The organism is Thermoplasmata archaeon (assembly GCA_038729465.1).
Taxonomy (GTDB): Archaea; Thermoplasmatota; Thermoplasmata; order Thermoplasmatales; family ARK-15; genus JAVRLB01.
The window spans coordinates 1-16,082 of sequence record JAVYRZ010000026.1 but is presented as its reverse complement, the minus strand read 5'-3'; the positions used below and the strand labels follow the sequence as shown (position 1 = coordinate 16,082).

The following is a 16,082-nucleotide window of genomic DNA, read 5'->3' as shown; positions in this document are numbered from 1 at the left end:
GAGTCTCATCAATGGAGAGATACCAAAAATGTGAGAAGAATTGCGAGGCGATTGGCATGAAAACAGAAAGTTATCTAGGTAAGATCTGGACAATTATGGAAATAGAGCTAAGAAGGATCAGGCATGACTACACGGACCTTATCACACGTTCGATACAGCCAATATTATGGCTTGTTGTGTTCGGGTCAGTGTTTGAAAAATTCAGGATTTTACCAACCGGCTCTTACAGTTACATGCAGTTTATAGCGCCAGGAATACTTGGACAAAGCGTCCTTTTCATATCCATCTTTTTTGGGTTGAGTCTAGTATGGGACAGAGAATCTGGGCTTTTATCTAAACTAATGGTTTCTCCAGCACCGGCTTTTACAATAGCATTGGGGAAGGCTCTGGCGGCAGGTGTCAGAGGTCTTACGCAGGCAGTTGTGATCCTTGTAATAGTATTTGCAATCGGCATACCGCTAACTACCAATCCTATTTACATCCTCGGCATCATACCCGTAGTGATATTGCTTGCAGGATCTTTTGCAAGTTTGTCTATGATCATAGCTTCAATTGTAAAAAGCAGGGAAAGATTCATGGGTATCGGGCAACTTCTGACCATGCCTCTCTTCTTTACAAGCAATGCTCTCTATCCTATTAGCGTAATGCCAGTCTGGCTTCAGGTGATTGCATATGTAAATCCATTATCTTACGGTATAGATGCTTTGAGATCACTGTTATTGACCGGAAATATGAACGGCATATGGCTCAATTTTCTGGTGCTCATAGCAACATTGCTTATATTGAGCTTTATTGCGGGAAAGGTGCTGAAAGGCATCATGGAATAGCCCTATTTATTGTGCACATATTCAGCTATTCTAATCTGTATGCGAAAACATTGGATTACTTGTAGCTCTATCTATTGCTCGCTTATATCCAATGAATCCAAGGACTATTACAACTATGATTACCAAAAAGAATCCTATGTTTAAATCATCAAGATTGTGAACTTTTATACCTGTTACTATCCCGTAGTTTAATATTGATGGAAATGCCACTATAAATGCACCAGCTACTATAAACGCAATACCTCCATATTCCAGCACGAAAGTGGATATGCTCTTTCCCACAAATGCTATTCCCTCTTTTGTAAGTTTTTTAATGCTACTTAGCCATTTCCCAAACAATGTTCCAAACATGATCTGCATGGTCATTGTTCCAAGCCCGAACAGCAATCCTGGTAAAAATCCCAGATATATTGAAGGCATAGAAGGTGCAAGTACAGTATATATAATTAAGGCAAACGCACCAAACCCGAACCCAGCTATAAAACCATGTGCAAGTGCCAATTTTACAGGCACAGGTTTTAAATCAACACAATCATCAGCAACACAAGCAGGATTTATCCTATGTTCCAGCTCTCCCTTCTGCACTTCACTACCTTTCTTGTGTATTCCAGTCAAAACTCCTAATTTTTCTTCGAGATAGTGCCAGTGCAGATATTTTCCTTTTTTGGCTATGTATATGCCTGCAAGTGCCATCGCCAAGCCTACAAGGACATAGGTTATTCCAAAAACAAGACTGCTCATAAATATAGCTGCCAATGCCAGATAGCTTAACTCTGATAAAATGGCTCTCTGTACTGTAAATCCAGTAGAAAACATTAACCCAGACTTGGCACCACCTTTGGTACTGTAAGATCCTACAGAATATGAAAAGGTAATAGGCCAGGTATGTTCATCAGGTGTTATCCCATGAACGATCCCCAGCAGATATGAAATGATCAGAGCACTGATAAAGTCTACGTTTTGAGGATTCCATAGATTAATTACAACCATATTAATTCCCCTATTCTATATTTTCAATAATATTATGGCCATGAGGGCATTTGGTTGGATTTCCTAGCTTTACAAGAATCATCTTTGCAGTGTCAGTATCAATCATATAATCAAAGTTGCTGATCTTTTCACAAGCTTCAGATACAGATACTCCACAATCTACAAAGAATGTTTCCAAAACACGATGACATAATATAATGTCAGTATAGGTTTTTTTGCCTAATTTTGTGAGCATTATCATACCTTTCTTCCTTATTATCATCTTCTTTTCTTCTAGTCTGTACAGTAATTCTTCAACAGTGGGAGGCTTCACTTTCATTGATTTAGCTAAATCTAAAACTCGAATGGGAAATTCTCCGGTTGAACCTTTTTCTATTAGAATTATACAATCTCTTTCTTTTTTGGTCAAGTTATAATTAGTATTATTAGACATAAATTAGCATTATACTAATCAAGTATTTAAACATTCCAGTCAGCAATTTTCAAGATGATAAATGAGACGAGAAATGTTTAATGAGTGAATAATACATGTTGAAAAGCCAAAAACAGAAAGATTAATAATACTATTTAAAATATCAAATAATAAGATATTTCACATAATGTGAAATTTGGAAGAGAGGCTGAAAAAATGAAATATTGTATAAAATGTGGAGCTCAGCTGCCTGATGAAGCATTGTTCTGTAATGTTTGCGGCGCTCCTCAACCGAGTTTGAAACAGAATAATGTGCAGAAAGTAGCAATGACAAATGAAACAGAAAAATCTAAAATACTTACTGATATGAAATGCCCAAATTGTGGAGCAGCATTAAATCCGATGCAAGGAGAGGCTATGGTGGTATGCCAATACTGTGGTACTTCAATCTCGCTCAGTTCAGAAGGGTGGACTAATGTACAAAAACATTATATTCTTGACATAAAAGTAGCGTTACAGGATCAGGCATTATCCATAGCAAGAAGTTTTTTGGATAAAAGCATATTTCACAAGCATTTATTTGAGAAAAGTACTGTACAAAAAGCTACATTATCCTATGTTCCTTACTGGATCATAGATGCAGGATACACTTCTCAATATCAATACCAAAAACAAGTTTCTGTGCAGTATGGCAGATACAATTCATTTCAAACGATAAATGAGAGTGGTACAGATACTGGTACGATCAGGTATCCCATAGTCGCGGTAGAGAATTTAAACGCCTATCAACCACCAGATTACATTTTTAATCTAATTGCAAAAAGAGAAATCGCTTCAAAAGATATGTCCAACTCTGTAAAATTGTTGAATGGTAACATTAGCGAAGAAAAAGCGAAAGTTGAAGGAAAAATCAGAATTCAGGAATGGGAAATGAGAAAATTGAAGAAAAAATATCATACACTGCAGTCTACTCAGACAAATATAGATATTGCGGATGTTTATCTGGTTCATATACCAGTATGGAACATAGAGTTCCAGCATAAAGATCAAAAAATGGTTTTGCTAATAGATGGGCATAATGCTCTGGTAATGGAGGAACTAAAAGACAGCGAAGAGTAAATACCATAAAAAACAAATAGCAATTTAGAGATATAAAATATGCTCCGGCCGGGATTTGAACCCGAGTCGTCGGCTTTCTTCGCTTTCTTTTAAAACTCGAAAGGCCGATATGCTTGACCGGACTACACCACCGGAGCTAAATAAATATTAAAAAATGAGAAGTCAATACATTATATTATATTTACGCTTTTAAAATAGGCTACCCAACAGGCCACCATACTTTCATAAGCTCTACAATAATTGCTGCAACTATGCCTAATACAATAATCATTTTTGGATCTATCTTCGGGCCCTTTGATTTCTCTTCTTCAAAGTAACGTATTAAACCTGCAGCCGATTGGAAACCAGAGCCTTTGCTTTCCTGAGTCATATATTATCATATAACCAAATTTAATATATAATATTTTCTTTTTGGGGCTTTGTCAGATCATCGTTGATAAGATCTGGCTTGCTATCATCTGTTTCACATCTTTTGATTGTTTCATCGCTTCACTTGATTGCCCTTTCTCCATTTCATGGAAAGATCGTGTCAGCCTTGTCCGACCCCGTCTTGCTATGTTTATTGCTGCATTTACGTCTCTGTCAATTATCAAGCTACATTCTTCACAGATCATAGTTATGCAATGCTCTTTTCGAGTCAGTGGCTCACATATCGAACAGTCTCTGGTTGTGGTTCTTTCCTTAATAATCTATCATTGGTCCATTCTCTCTTTTATTTATTATGATTATACTGAACGTTTTTATATGGATCATTTAATTTGAATTTTTTTCGAAATATATGAGCTGTGTTAATTGACAATTTTTTCAAAGGAGAATTGACAAATCCTTTTTGGGGACGTTGTCAAATTATGAGAAAATTTAAATATTGCAATTATATATTAATTTATAGATGTTTAAGAATAGTTCTGATAAAAAGTTGGGGTTCTGGAGTATATTTTTTATATCTATAGGTGCTACTATTGGAAGTGGCTGGATTTATCTGTTATCTTTATTGGCGTCAAATGGGGGGCCATCCTCAATTTATACATGGCTATTTGCAGGAGTGATGATATTAATTATTGCGGTTACATACGCGGAAATAGGTGCAGAACTTCCCCAAAAAAGTGCTTTTGTGAGGTATCCTACTTTTGCATATGGAAATTTTCTAGGATATCTGTTTGGAGCATCATATCTTATTGCAGTTGCAATGACCCCTATGATAGAAGCGAGAGCTATAGTTATATTGTTATCGGTTTATTTTCCTGGATTAATAATTAGTGCAACGACACTTGAACTCTCAGTCTTTGGAACTCTAATTGCGGCATTGATAATACTCTTATTTTTTGCCATAAATTATTTTAATATCAGTTTAACACTGATATTAAATAATATTTTTACAGTTTTAAAGGTATTATTGTTGATTATTCTGATAATAATACTGTTGCTATTTGCATTTCATCCGTCTAATTTTATCTCTTATGGAGGATTCTTCCCAAATGGTGTTAGTAGCTTCATATCACTTTCGTCTTTAAGTACGGTATTTTTTGCGTTAATGGGATTTGAAGCAATCTTGTTTTTTTCTGAAGAAATAAAAGATCCACAAAAAAACATACCAAGGGCTATAATTTATTCAATATTTTCTGTAATACTCATCTATTTTGTTTTACAGATAGCTTTCATTGGAGCTATTAACTGGGCTGCATTTAATATAAATTCTAGTTTCTATATCTCTCACAATAACTATTCTGGATTATGGTCTGCTCTTCAGTTTTCCAGTTCCGGTGCTAATCCTCTAAGAATATTATTTTCTAATAGCATTCCGGCAGTAAATGTCATCTTATTGTTCCTATTGATACTCACAATAATCGCACCATTTATAACAGGGCTGATATTTAATCTTGTAAGTAGCAGGGCGCTATATGGTATGGCATATGAAAATTATTTTCCATATCCATTTTTAAAAGTCAGCAAAAAATATAATACTCCTATCATCAGTCTTGTTACAATGTCATTAATTTCCATAATTCTACTGGTTCTACAATTTTCATTTTACAAGATTTTGGCACTTTTTACAGGTTTTGTATTATTGATATTCTTAACCAGCGGACCTGTATTATATACATTAAGAACCAAGGCAAAAAAGTTATACAGACCTTTTAAAATTCCATTTGCCAGCGTGATAGCCCCACTTTCTTTTATTATTGTTACAGTTCTGCTATTTTCTGTTGGATTTACAGATATGAGAACGGTAATATATATTATGTTTGTTATTATGATGCTTTCTCCGCTGTTCCTTAAAGCATTGAATAAAATACATTATTTAACCAATTTTTTAATTGTAGCTTTGTTTATATTCTACGCTTATATTTCTATTGCTAATATGATATCTTTCTACCTATCTTATGCACTATTGGTCATATTCATGGTTGCATCATATTTATTTGCTTACAATATGGTAAAAGGTACATATAAAGTGCATTTAAAAGCCGGATACTGGATCATCCCATATATTCTGTCCATATTTTTGCTTATATATATGAAAAAGTATGGAGTATTAAGTGAACTATACAGCATCATCTTGTTAATCATCATGGCTATCATAATATTTTATCTGTCTGTAAAATCAGCAATATTGTCTGAAGAGATCACACAGATCATATCTAACAAAAAAGAGCCAAAAATATTTTAGTTTGCCTAATTTTATTATGCATTAATAAAGCCAGCCAAATCTTTCAAATGTTTGTTGAAATTTGCGCACTTGACTATGTTAGCATTAAAATCTCTATAAATTCTAAATAAAGAGTGATCATGATCATTGAAAAGTGAATATCAGAAAAGCTATAAGTTTTATAATGATCTAAATTATCAATGATAATTTGAGAAAGTTAACAAACAAAAAATATATAACTTTGTTTTTATATAGTTAATCTAAAAAGGTGTAATTTGATGTTTGAAATTAAAGTCTGTTTATCGAGAGGATTAACAGATGAGAAGGATCTGGATACGGTACTGATAAATTTTCTGTCTGATATTGGATATTTGCAGGAAATAGACACATATGACAAGGCTCAAGAATTGAAGAACAGCATACCATATATGCTTTTTAAAAACTGTTTTTTGATGCATCCCAAAAAAGAGTGGTCACCGGAAGAGCTGATGAGCGAGTTAAATATTTCCAGGCCCACATTGTACAGGCATCTTAATAAAATAAGGAACATGGATCTTTTAGAAACTATGCAGGATGGGAAGTATAAAAGATATAAGTTGAGGTATGAAAATTTCAGCAAAGCATGGGTATTCGTAGAAGCAAATTTAAAACTTGCAATTGACAATTATAATAGAACAGTACAGCATATACAATCATTAATGGAGGAAAATAAATGATAAACAATATTACCAGTGGATCTAAATGTGTGGTATATATTGCATCTGACCATTCCGAGTTAGAGAAAACATCTGGGACGTTCGAAAAATTTATATCAATTGGAGAGGATCTGGCAATGGTCCTAATCCTTGATGAAACCCATAAAGAGCTCAAAGGAAAAATGAGAATAATAATGGTCAATGCAATATCTGCAATAGATATCTTGGATTTAAAGGATGAAGTTAAGAAAAATGAGGAAGACAAAGCCACTTATTTTACATAACAAACAATTTTTAGATAAAAATTAAAAGAATGGTGGGTTTAAAGATACGATCCAGAATGTAAGCCATAGTATTAGATATATGAAAATATTGATAGTCTTAGTTCTACGATCTGTCTTGATGTTCAGAGAGTTGTATAATGGATTGATCAAAAATATTACTGCAATTCCCAGCAAGGCTGATAATACCCCAAGCTCAATGGATTCAAGAAACCCTGATAAAAAGCCAATACCTAAGCCAAGCAAAAATACCGTGATCGTAGCTTTACCTTTTTCAATTTCCTGAATTAAAAAATTTTTTTCATTGAATTCTGGCTCTACAAATTCTGGTTCTTCTTTATCTTTTACCATAGTTTGCCTCCATAAAGCCGTCAATAATATCGTTCAGTGATTTTATAGGATCTTTAGATTTTACAATACCAGAGGCTATTAATACTCCATCTGATCCAAGTTCCAAGGCTTTTTTAGAATCTAGTTTGTCTTTAATACCTGCGCCTGCAAGAATCTTTACAGTGCTATTAATCTTTTTAGAATGTTGTACAGAGTTTATTATTATTTCAGGCTTGGCTTTAGACACAGATATGTCCCCGCCAATTAGCTCAGGCGGCTCTATTGCTAAGAAATCAGGATTTAAAGCTGCGCCTGCAACAGTAGTTTCAATATTGTTAGTGCATAAAATTGATATGAGCCCATAATTTCTAGAGTTGGTTACTAGATACTCTATATCTGCAAGATTTAATCTTTTTTCAGAATGGTTTATTATCAGACCGTTTATCTCATACTCTTTTAAAATTTCGAGAGTAATATGACCTGTATGACCCCCCAATTCAACAGCGTCTGCATGCTGAGCAAAAACAGGAATGTCCACGAAATCTTTGATTTTAACTAAGTCTAAAAAATCAGGAGCTATAGCTATTTCCGCGTTTCTTTCAATTGCTACATGCTCTATCATCTTGGCCAGATTATACGCATTTTTGCCTATAGATTCTCTATAAACTTTAAAGTTAACTATTATCAGGGGTAATTTCATTAAAGGTCATATAAACTATTATTATATATAACTTTTTAAAAACAGGATGCTGGAACAAAATTATTTTTTAATGAACATAATTATATTCTGCCAGAAAATTTTTACATTGCCAGGGTACTGTTATCCTATTATTATTCAAATTAATTTCTTATCTGATATATCATTGAGCAAACCATGCATATGATAATGATATCTGCCTTTCCATAAGGATGATTCCTAATCATAGAATTTCTTGTAAAAGTAGTTTATTTTTTTGTAGTTTTGCGATATAAATCTCACAATTGTGCCTTTATGGATGTAATAACCTTATGGCGGAAATAAACTGTTAGATCACATTTATATTGTTACAGTAAAAAGCCTCAGAAAACAGCTACTCTCTGAAATATAAAAATGTAGGAGGTGCGTACTTTTAAAGTAAATCTATTACAAATGCTTTCTAATACGTATGAATTTAATGTTTTATTTTTATCAAAGAATTCTTAGAAAAATTTATATATCTGTAGTTATTAACCTTTAGTTGATAACCAAAGGTTAAATAAAGAGGTGATAAGAATGGTTATAAGAAAAAGAAAAAATGAGGATGATGAAGACTGGGATTATTATGGAATTTTTGATGATTTTGATGAAGAGATTAAGAGATGGGAGTCCAGATTAAACAAGATCTGGGAAGAGTTAAGCAAGAGCAATTTATCTCCTGACAAATCATTCGTTTATGGTTTTACCTTTAAGATGGGGCCAGACGGAAAGCCTGAATTTCAGGAGTTTGGAAATGTACCTAAAGGATACGGACCAAAACAGCTAGAATATAGAGAGCCATTGACGGATGTTACGGAAGATGATAAAAATATATACATTACGGTAGAACTTCCAGGCATAGAAAAAGAGAACATAGACATACAGTTAAATGAGCAGTCAGTCGTAATAGATGTAAATACCCCTGACAGAAAATATCATAAAGAGGTTGAACTCTCTGCAAAAATCAAGACTGACGAAGTAAAGGCAGCATATAAGAATGGCATACTGGACATTACTCTTCCAAGGCTAAAAGAAGAGGGTGGAAAAGGGAAGAAAATTAACATAGATTAAAATTTTCTTTATTTTTTATGGAATACGAAGATATCTTACTGCAAGCATTCGAAAACAAAACAAGAAGAGAAATATTGAAGCGACTTATTGAAGGTGATCAGTACGCGTTTCAACTTTCTAAAGATTTAAAATTATCACAGCAAGCAATAATGAAAAACTTGGAACTTTTAGAAAAATTGAATATAATTGAATGTAAAGGTCTTGAAAAAAGCGATCTTGGGGCATCACGAAAAAAATATAAGATCGGAGACAATGTTTTCTTAACAATAGTATTGACGCAGAACATGTTTGAGATAAATACTGAAAAGCTCGAATTTGAATCTGAGAATTTTACAGGATCTGTGAATTTCAGAGAAGAGATAGAGAAGATTGACAGAGAGATAGAGCAGCTTAACAAGAAATTAGCAAAGCTTATTTCCAGAAAAAATAGTATCTTAAAGTTTCTCAAAGATAGGCATTGAAAAAATAGTAATTTCTCTAAACTGCCTGTTTTTTTTTGCAATCCATTGCAAGATATACGTTTTTCCATATGCTAAATATAAATTTGCATACTGTCAGAATTGGCATGGGAGAAAGCGAGGTTTCTCCACTTTCTAGAATTTTCTCAAGATAGATAAATGCCACTCAGATCGCCTGTCTTTCATCACCGTTCAGCAGATACAGATTCATCATAGTGGCAAAATAGTTTATTAACTGCTAGTTTATCAAATTTATGTTATGTTAACAGTTAACATGGCAACATTCATGTTTTGGTCTATTGCGTACAGGTAATATGTGCCAGTGGCATAGAACATAAATTTAAACAGTATAAAGCTACCTGGAGAAATAAGTATTCGGTCAGAAACAATTGTGGCATTATATGACACATTATAACTTTCAGTGCTGTTAATCTGCCAGATGTATTCAGTAATATTGCCAGTATTTTTTAAAGATAGCATTATACTGCTGTTTACATGGCCATATATAATGTTCTGGCTCCATTTCAAATATTTGGACTGGTTATAGACCGTGATATTTAATGTATACTCTTTTGATACTTTCTCCAGCATAGTGACTACAGTCACATAAACATAGCCTGTGCCTGCCACTGATTGATTTGTAAGCGAAATGTTCAAGATTAAAGAGCGCGTATTTCCTATCGAGATATTATGAAGTTCCGATTGATAACTTATGTTAAAGTGATCTGTATTTGATACCTGAACTGAAACATTGATCATCTTCTGCCCCGTATTTGTGATGTTCAGTACAGGATATATCTGAGGCTGAACATTTTGTATCATTTTGTAATCATGTGTGACGGAATTAATATTAAACTGTTCTTGCAAGTATACTTCAGAAATTGGAACCGGCGCAAAAGTGACAACTAAAAGCACAAATGCCAGTGCTCCTGCTATCACTCTTTTTCTTCCAATCTTAGAGATTTCATTCAGGGATGGTGGATGTCTTAATCCCAGGATTAGTACAAACAGCGCAAAAATAAGCCATCCAGTATAGTATATGCCCAGTATCAGCATTATAACTATAAATACATAGCTTACATATCTTGAATAGTCTCCTAACAACGCTTTTGCTATATGACCTCCATCCAGCTGCCCGATCGGAAATAAGTTTATGGCGGTTACTAAAAATCCAACCCATGCAGCAAAAGCCATAGGGAACATAGTGCTACTGAATGGATAAAACAGATTGATAAAATTATATAGTATAGGCATCTGAAGTATCATTACGGTTGAATAGTCTACGCTTGGAGGTGGATATATATGCCCCAGCCACATACCTATTATTGCAATAGGTATTGCCACCAAAAACCCAACAATAGGCCCTGCTATGCCAATGTCCAAGAGAGCTTTTTTGTTCGGAATAGGTTCTCTGAGCGATATAAATGCACCGAGTGTTCCGATTATTGTAGGTGCCGGTATGAAAAATGGTAATGATGCAGCAACATGATGCTTTTTTGCTGCAAAATAATGGCCCATCTCATGAAGTCCTAATATTAACATTAACGGCACCGCAAAAAATAGAGTACCGCCGACAAATACATTAATTGCCCACATGTTGGAAATGTTAAAATATCCAGCATAATTCTGCATCCCTACAATTACAGTCGATATTATTGTTGCGATCAATAACCCTATGTTTATATAAATGCTGCTGAACTTTCTAGAAGGTATTTTTACTATTTGAAGAACATAGTCTCCTTTGACATTGTTGAGGGTGGGCACATAATTTTGTTTTTTCAAATCTGACCATAAAGCGTTAAAGTTTTTGTAAAGTAAATCCTTGTTATCAGCAGAAATAATATGAAACTCTAAATGATCTGGATATACTTTAGCGTCATAAACTGTAAAATATTCACGAACCACACGATTTATATAGTCTATTTCATCCGTTTCGCTCATTTAGATCCACAGCTTTAACCAGCTGAGCTTGAACAATATCCACTAGCTTATCAATATTGCTGTTTTCCTTACCTGATCCTATGTAAAAATTGTCAACTTTCTTGAAGGTGCCAGCAACATCCTTGACAAAGGAACTTAAAATATTCTCTAAATCTATGTTTTTGGACCCGGATACAAATGATAGTTTTGAATCTGCACTGTTAACAATGAAATATGTGAGTGTAAGTTCTTTATTCAGATCTCTTGCTATAGAAATCAGGTTCAAGCTCCTATCTTTTAATAGGCTTACTGCAATTTTTTGATTTTTAACAGTTTTTGAAGATTCAAGAATAGATCTGATAAAAAATTGATTTTCAATCTCGCTCAATCTGGCAATCTCTTTTTTCTGGGCTTTCCATTCTTCAAGAATGTTTTCTAGCTTCAGATTCATATTTTTGTAATCTGTCTTTAACTGTTCACTTGCACTCTTCAATATTCTCTCCATGTCGGCAATGTAATTCAAAGCGCTTTTACCGGCAGTAAAAGTAATTCTAGAGATACCATCTTGAATTCTCTCTTCTCTTATTATTTTGATCAAACCAATCTCGCCTGTGCTTCTTACATGAGTACCTCCACACCCTTCCACATCATAATTTCCGATCTTTACTACTCTGATAGCTTTGTCTGTGGGTATTCCACCCTCGTAAAGTTTAAAGCCAAACTCTCTTTCAGCTTTTTCTCGATCCATATATTTTATTTCTATCTTAATGTCCTGCAATATAATGTTCAAAGCCACTCTCTCAATCTCTCTCAACTCTTCAAAACTGATCTTTTTAAAGTGTGTTATGTCCAATCTTGATTCTTCAACTCCCTTCTGCGCGCCAGCCTGCCAAACATGTTTTCCCAGCACTGTTCTGGCTGCACTTAATAATACATGCGTGGCACTGTGGCTACGCATAAGCTGATCTCTTCGTTCAGAATCTATTATGCCTGTCACCTCCGAATTCACAGGCACGTTTTTTTCAATTTTGTGCACTATAACTTTTCCGTACTTTTGAACGTCTAGAACCTTGATATTTTCATTATTAAATACTATATACCCTAAATCTGCAGGCTGACCACCACCTTCTGGATAAAATGCTGTTTGATCGAGAACAAGCTCATTATTTGTACAATAAATCACTTTTGCATTAAATTTTCGAAGGTAAGCATCATTGTAATACAAAGGAACAGTATCTGGAAGACTGAACACTCTCTGCTTTTCTTGCTCTACTTCTATATTTTTTTCGTGGCGAGATGCTACCAGAGAATGAAAGTTGTCCGGAACTTTTATGATGGTGCCAAGGCTAGAAGCATAGGAGCTTACAAATTCTGGAGTTAAGCCATACGAATCATAAAGTTCTACGAGGTCTTCTAATCCTATCTTTTTCCTTTTTATCTCTCTCTCTATCAGAGATTTTCCACGATTTATGAGTTCTATGTATTTTTGCTTTTCATTGTCTAAGATCTCAATGATAGTATTTTTCATCTCCGGATCCAACATCTTCTTAAATTTTTCAAACTGCCATAATACTATCTCTGAAAAAGATGTGGAAACTCCAAGATCTTCAAGAGCTCTAAAACTTTTTCTTATCAATAACCGTGCAAGATATCCTGCTTTAACATTTGACGGCACTATTCCGTCATTTAACATGAATAGTACAGTCCTGCTGTGATCTACTAATATATGCGTCTTTTTTATTTTAAATAGCATGTCAGTTACTGTTTTTTGGTCTATTTTAAATCCTTTAGACCTTAAATCTTGATAAACTACCTCTTCCAGCCGTTCATTTTTTCCAAAATGAACATACTGTTTTACAATCTCATTATATACATTGTCAATTTTTATGTTTACCATTGCTAGCAACTTCTCTAAGATATCTTCATACAAAGCATCAAATATAGATGGTGAACCTTTTGAAGCCCAGACAAACCTTTCCAAGCCATAACCGGTATCTACAATATTCATATCCATTTTAGAATACCTTTTTCCTTCAATCTCAAATTCTCCATGTTCATCTTCTTTCAAATTCATGAATACTAGCGTTGCCAGTTCTAACCCTGCGACAATTACCTCAAGAGCAAAACCACCATTGCCTCCACCGCTCCAAGGATTTTCTTTGTACGTTATCTTTTTTGGATCTATTTTTAAAACATCTACTAAAAACTCGTATGAGTACTTAACAGTCTGGTCAGTCCAGTAAACTTTGTGATCCGGATAATTAAAAGCATGGTGCCCTACCATTATGAAGCTTGTGAGATGCCGGCCCGTCTTTCCTACATCATCAACATCAACCATTCTTATGCATGGCTGTCCTACAATTAGGGGATTTGCGGGCGGAGGAATCAATCCAGAGGTTACAAATGGCTGAAAATCATAAATAGATGCATTTACAAGCAAAACATCTTTTCTCCATCTTGCAACTACTGGATATCTGTTTATTACAGTGTGCCCATGCGCTGAAAAAAACTCATAAAATTTATCTAACATCTCAAAAAATTCATATTTTCGATCTGTTAAAGGATGATCTATGAATGAATAATCATCGCACGGATATTCGCCGCAAGTATCACGTTCTGGATCTACAGTCCAAAAAATCGCATTGCATTTTTTGCAAGTTTTTTTATGAAACTTGGAATCTGGATATTTAATCTCTAATTTTAGTTCAGACATACAACTCCCTTAAATAATGGTGATTTATTAAATTTTTTATAAATATGTTGCAAATGTGGCAGAGATATCAAAAAGATTTTTAAGATTAATGAGCATTATAGGAAACCATGATAGTGATTGTAGGATTAGGTACGGCAGCAGTTTATGCAACCAGATGGATCACGGCACTGAACAGGGATGAAGAGGTTACTATTATCGAGGCACATTCTTACGAATCATATTCGCCGTGCGGACTTCCGCTAATTATAGAAAACCACTCTGATTTTGAGCTGTTAAAACATCCGTTTCCGAAAACGAAGCGTATCAACATTCTGTTAGAGCATCAGGTTATAGATGTGGATACATTAAACAGGACTGTAAAACTGAAAGATTTAAAAAATGAAAATGTAAAATCTTTGAATTATGATAAGTTACTGTTTGCACCTGGCGCAGATCCCATGATCCCGCCCATTAAAAACATAACTGAGCATCTGAACAATGGGGTATATGTGCTGAAAACTATAGAAGATGGATTAAAGATAGAGAATTTTCTGAGATCAAATACTGTGTCAAACGTGGCAGTAATCGGTGCTGGGGCAATAGGTCTGGAAATCGCGTTTTCCCTGAAAAAAAGAGGATACAAAGTATCAGTTTACGAAATGTTAGCACAGTGTTTTCCAAGAGCACTGGATCCGGATATGGCACAGATTGTGGAAGAGCATCTGAAAAATAATGGAATTGATGTTTATTTAGAAAGCAAGGTGGAAGAGATCGCGCTCGATCAAAAATCAATAGTTGTCAATGGCCAGAAAAAAAGTGCAGAACTGGTTATTCTCGCAACAGGCGTAACTCCAAACAGCCAGCTGCTAAAAAATAAAGTATCTATATTCAAGAACTTTGTGGTAGTGGACGATAAAATGAAGACTTCTGACCCCTATATTTATGCGGCTGGGGATGTGATAATAACTAAAAATGCCGTTGATGAAGGAAGCATGATCGTGCAACTTGCCACTACTGCAGCTAAACAGGGAATAGTGGCCGGAATAAATATTGCCGGCGGTACTGCTACATATAACGGTGCATATGGCACATTTGTGTCAGAGCTCGGAAACCTGGAAATTGCAGCTACAGGGCTATCAGAAGAACGTGCAAAACTGAAATTTGAGGTCATGTCAGGCAGGGTTAAGGGAACTGATAAACCAGACTATGCTGGAGGGCAGAGCTTGACACTAAAAATAATAAGCGATAAAAACGGAAGATTGCTTGGAGCGCAGGCAGTTGGTAAAAACGCTGCAGATAAGATAAATGTTATAGCCATGGCAATCAAGAGCAGGGCAACAGTACAGGATCTGAGCAGCGTAGAACTGGCATACTGTCCCTCTGTCTCTGAGCTTTACGATGTTATAAACTCCGCAGCTGACGTGCTGCTCCGAAAACTGGGATGGAAAGAGTTTAGTTATTGATATATTTTCAGAGAATCCAGCAACTCGCAGGCTTTGCAGATCTTACCGACAGTAGGCTCTCCACAGCGCTCACATGCGTTCAGTAAGGGTATCGAATATTTATCTGCCAGTACATTTTTAATAGCATTGTAGCTGTTCAAAATAGCATGCTTGGTGCCTGGTGTTCTGAGCTCCCAAGTATCTATTGCATCTCTAAACTCGTTTCTTACTGCTGACAAAGCATAAGGGCATTCACCATGATAAAATTCAATATTGTTCAAAATTGCATATATAAGTACTTCTCTTTCTGGAATAGTGATCAAAGGCTGAATTCTCGGTATCAATCCTTCTTTCACAGTTTTATGAGGGCCCATTCTCGCTAGCCGGGATATGTCGCCTCTAGCAATGTTCATGACGATTGACTGTGCAGTATCGTCCAGATTTAAGCCAGTAGCCAAATAGTCGACCCTGTTTTTCTTTGCA

The 16,082-nt window shown here is 35.0% G+C and carries 18 protein-coding genes and 1 tRNA gene; 8 read left to right on the top strand and 11 right to left on the bottom strand.

What is annotated here, in order from left to right; genetic code table 11:
• Positions 1 to 827: ABC transporter permease (locus QXQ25_06215; GenBank protein MEM0161295.1), on the top strand; the 827-nt coding region annotated here is incomplete at its 5' end.
• Between the two features lie 30 nt (positions 828 to 857).
• Here QXQ25_06215 and QXQ25_06210 read toward each other — a convergent pair.
• Positions 858 to 1,817, bottom strand: a complete 960-nt coding sequence (locus QXQ25_06210; protein MEM0161294.1) for a hypothetical protein — start codon at positions 1,815 to 1,817, stop codon at positions 858 to 860.
• Positions 1,818 to 1,827: 10 nt separating this feature from the next.
• The gene (locus tag QXQ25_06205; GenBank protein ID MEM0161293.1) at positions 1,828 to 2,250 is read right to left on the bottom strand and encodes a metal-dependent transcriptional regulator; all 423 of its coding nucleotides are present in this window, start codon (positions 2,248 to 2,250) and stop codon (positions 1,828 to 1,830) included.
• Between the two features lie 168 nt (positions 2,251 to 2,418).
• Here QXQ25_06205 and QXQ25_06200 point away from each other — a divergent pair, with 168 nt between their 5' ends.
• A complete protein-coding gene (locus QXQ25_06200) occupies positions 2,419 to 3,348 on the top strand; it encodes a zinc ribbon domain-containing protein (GenBank protein MEM0161292.1) in 930 nt (309 codons plus the stop codon).
• Positions 3,349 to 3,388: 40 nt separating this feature from the next.
• Here the strand turns inward: QXQ25_06200 and QXQ25_06195 are convergent.
• The 3 genes from QXQ25_06195 to QXQ25_06185 form a co-directional block, all read right to left on the bottom strand.
• Positions 3,389 to 3,485, bottom strand: a tRNA-Glu gene (locus tag QXQ25_06195).
• Positions 3,486 to 3,547: 62 nt separating this feature from the next.
• Positions 3,548 to 3,718: a preprotein translocase subunit Sec61beta gene (locus QXQ25_06190; protein MEM0161291.1), complete on the bottom strand. Its 171-nt coding sequence runs from the start codon at positions 3,716 to 3,718 to the stop codon at positions 3,548 to 3,550.
• A gap of 52 nt (positions 3,719 to 3,770) precedes the next feature.
• The gene (locus QXQ25_06185) at positions 3,771 to 4,034 is read right to left on the bottom strand and encodes a zinc ribbon domain-containing protein (GenBank protein ID MEM0161290.1); all 264 of its coding nucleotides are present in this window, start codon (positions 4,032 to 4,034) and stop codon (positions 3,771 to 3,773) included.
• 203 nt (positions 4,035 to 4,237) lie between these two features.
• Here QXQ25_06185 and QXQ25_06180 point away from each other — a divergent pair, with 203 nt between their 5' ends.
• From QXQ25_06180 to QXQ25_06170, 3 genes are all read left to right on the top strand, one after another.
• Entirely contained in the window at positions 4,238 to 6,016 is a 1,779-nt protein-coding gene (locus tag QXQ25_06180; GenBank protein MEM0161289.1) for an APC family permease, read from the top strand.
• 257 nt (positions 6,017 to 6,273) lie between these two features.
• Positions 6,274 to 6,711 carry a helix-turn-helix domain-containing protein gene (locus QXQ25_06175; protein MEM0161288.1) on the top strand — a complete coding sequence of 146 codons (438 nt, stop codon included), beginning with the start codon at positions 6,274 to 6,276 and terminating at the stop codon, positions 6,709 to 6,711.
• Complete coding sequence (locus QXQ25_06170) at positions 6,708 to 6,974, top strand: hypothetical protein (protein MEM0161287.1); 267 nt, start codon at positions 6,708 to 6,710, stop codon at positions 6,972 to 6,974. Before QXQ25_06175 ends, QXQ25_06170 begins: the two co-directional genes overlap by 4 nt.
• Positions 6,975 to 6,995: 21 nt before the next feature.
• On the opposite strand, the gene QXQ25_06165 is transcribed toward QXQ25_06170, so the two are convergent.
• Together QXQ25_06165 and tpiA are read right to left on the bottom strand one after the other, a co-directional pair.
• Positions 6,996 to 7,322, bottom strand: coding sequence for a hypothetical protein (locus QXQ25_06165; GenBank protein MEM0161286.1), 327 nt, complete (start codon positions 7,320 to 7,322; stop codon positions 6,996 to 6,998).
• Entirely contained in the window at positions 7,309 to 8,001 is a 693-nt protein-coding gene (gene tpiA, locus QXQ25_06160; GenBank protein ID MEM0161285.1) for a triose-phosphate isomerase, read from the bottom strand. The genes QXQ25_06165 and tpiA overlap by 14 nt, the downstream gene beginning before the upstream one ends.
• A 552-nt stretch (positions 8,002 to 8,553) precedes the next feature.
• Here tpiA and hsp20 point away from each other — a divergent pair.
• Both hsp20 and QXQ25_06150 read left to right on the top strand, forming a co-directional pair.
• Complete coding sequence (gene hsp20 / locus QXQ25_06155) at positions 8,554 to 9,087, top strand: archaeal heat shock protein Hsp20 (protein ID MEM0161284.1); 534 nt, start codon at positions 8,554 to 8,556, stop codon at positions 9,085 to 9,087.
• Positions 9,088 to 9,104: 17 nt separating this feature from the next.
• Positions 9,105 to 9,548: an ArsR family transcriptional regulator gene (locus QXQ25_06150; GenBank protein ID MEM0161283.1), complete on the top strand. Its 444-nt coding sequence runs from the start codon at positions 9,105 to 9,107 to the stop codon at positions 9,546 to 9,548.
• 16 nt (positions 9,549 to 9,564) lie between these two features.
• Here the strand turns inward: QXQ25_06150 and QXQ25_06145 are convergent, their stop codons facing one another.
• The 3 genes from QXQ25_06145 to alaS form a co-directional block, all read right to left on the bottom strand.
• Complete coding sequence (locus tag QXQ25_06145) at positions 9,565 to 9,711, bottom strand: hypothetical protein (protein ID MEM0161282.1); 147 nt, start codon at positions 9,709 to 9,711, stop codon at positions 9,565 to 9,567.
• Between the two features lie 86 nt (positions 9,712 to 9,797).
• Positions 9,798 to 11,486 carry a site-2 protease family protein gene (locus tag QXQ25_06140; GenBank protein MEM0161281.1) on the bottom strand — a complete coding sequence of 563 codons (1,689 nt, stop codon included), beginning with the start codon at positions 11,484 to 11,486 and terminating at the stop codon, positions 9,798 to 9,800.
• Positions 11,470 to 14,178 carry an alanine--tRNA ligase gene (alaS, locus tag QXQ25_06135; GenBank protein MEM0161280.1) on the bottom strand — a complete coding sequence of 903 codons (2,709 nt, stop codon included), beginning with the start codon at positions 14,176 to 14,178 and terminating at the stop codon, positions 11,470 to 11,472. Before alaS ends, QXQ25_06140 begins: the two co-directional genes overlap by 17 nt.
• Before the next feature lie 107 nt (positions 14,179 to 14,285).
• Here alaS and QXQ25_06130 point away from each other — a divergent pair, with 107 nt between their 5' ends.
• Entirely contained in the window at positions 14,286 to 15,620 is a 1,335-nt protein-coding gene (locus QXQ25_06130) for an FAD-dependent oxidoreductase (protein ID MEM0161279.1), read from the top strand.
• Here QXQ25_06130 and QXQ25_06125 read toward each other — a convergent pair.
• A partial coding sequence (locus QXQ25_06125; protein MEM0161278.1) for a TIGR00269 family protein occupies positions 15,614 to 16,082 on the bottom strand: 469 nt, incomplete at its 5' end. The two genes, QXQ25_06130 and QXQ25_06125, sit on opposite strands and share 7 nt — an antisense overlap.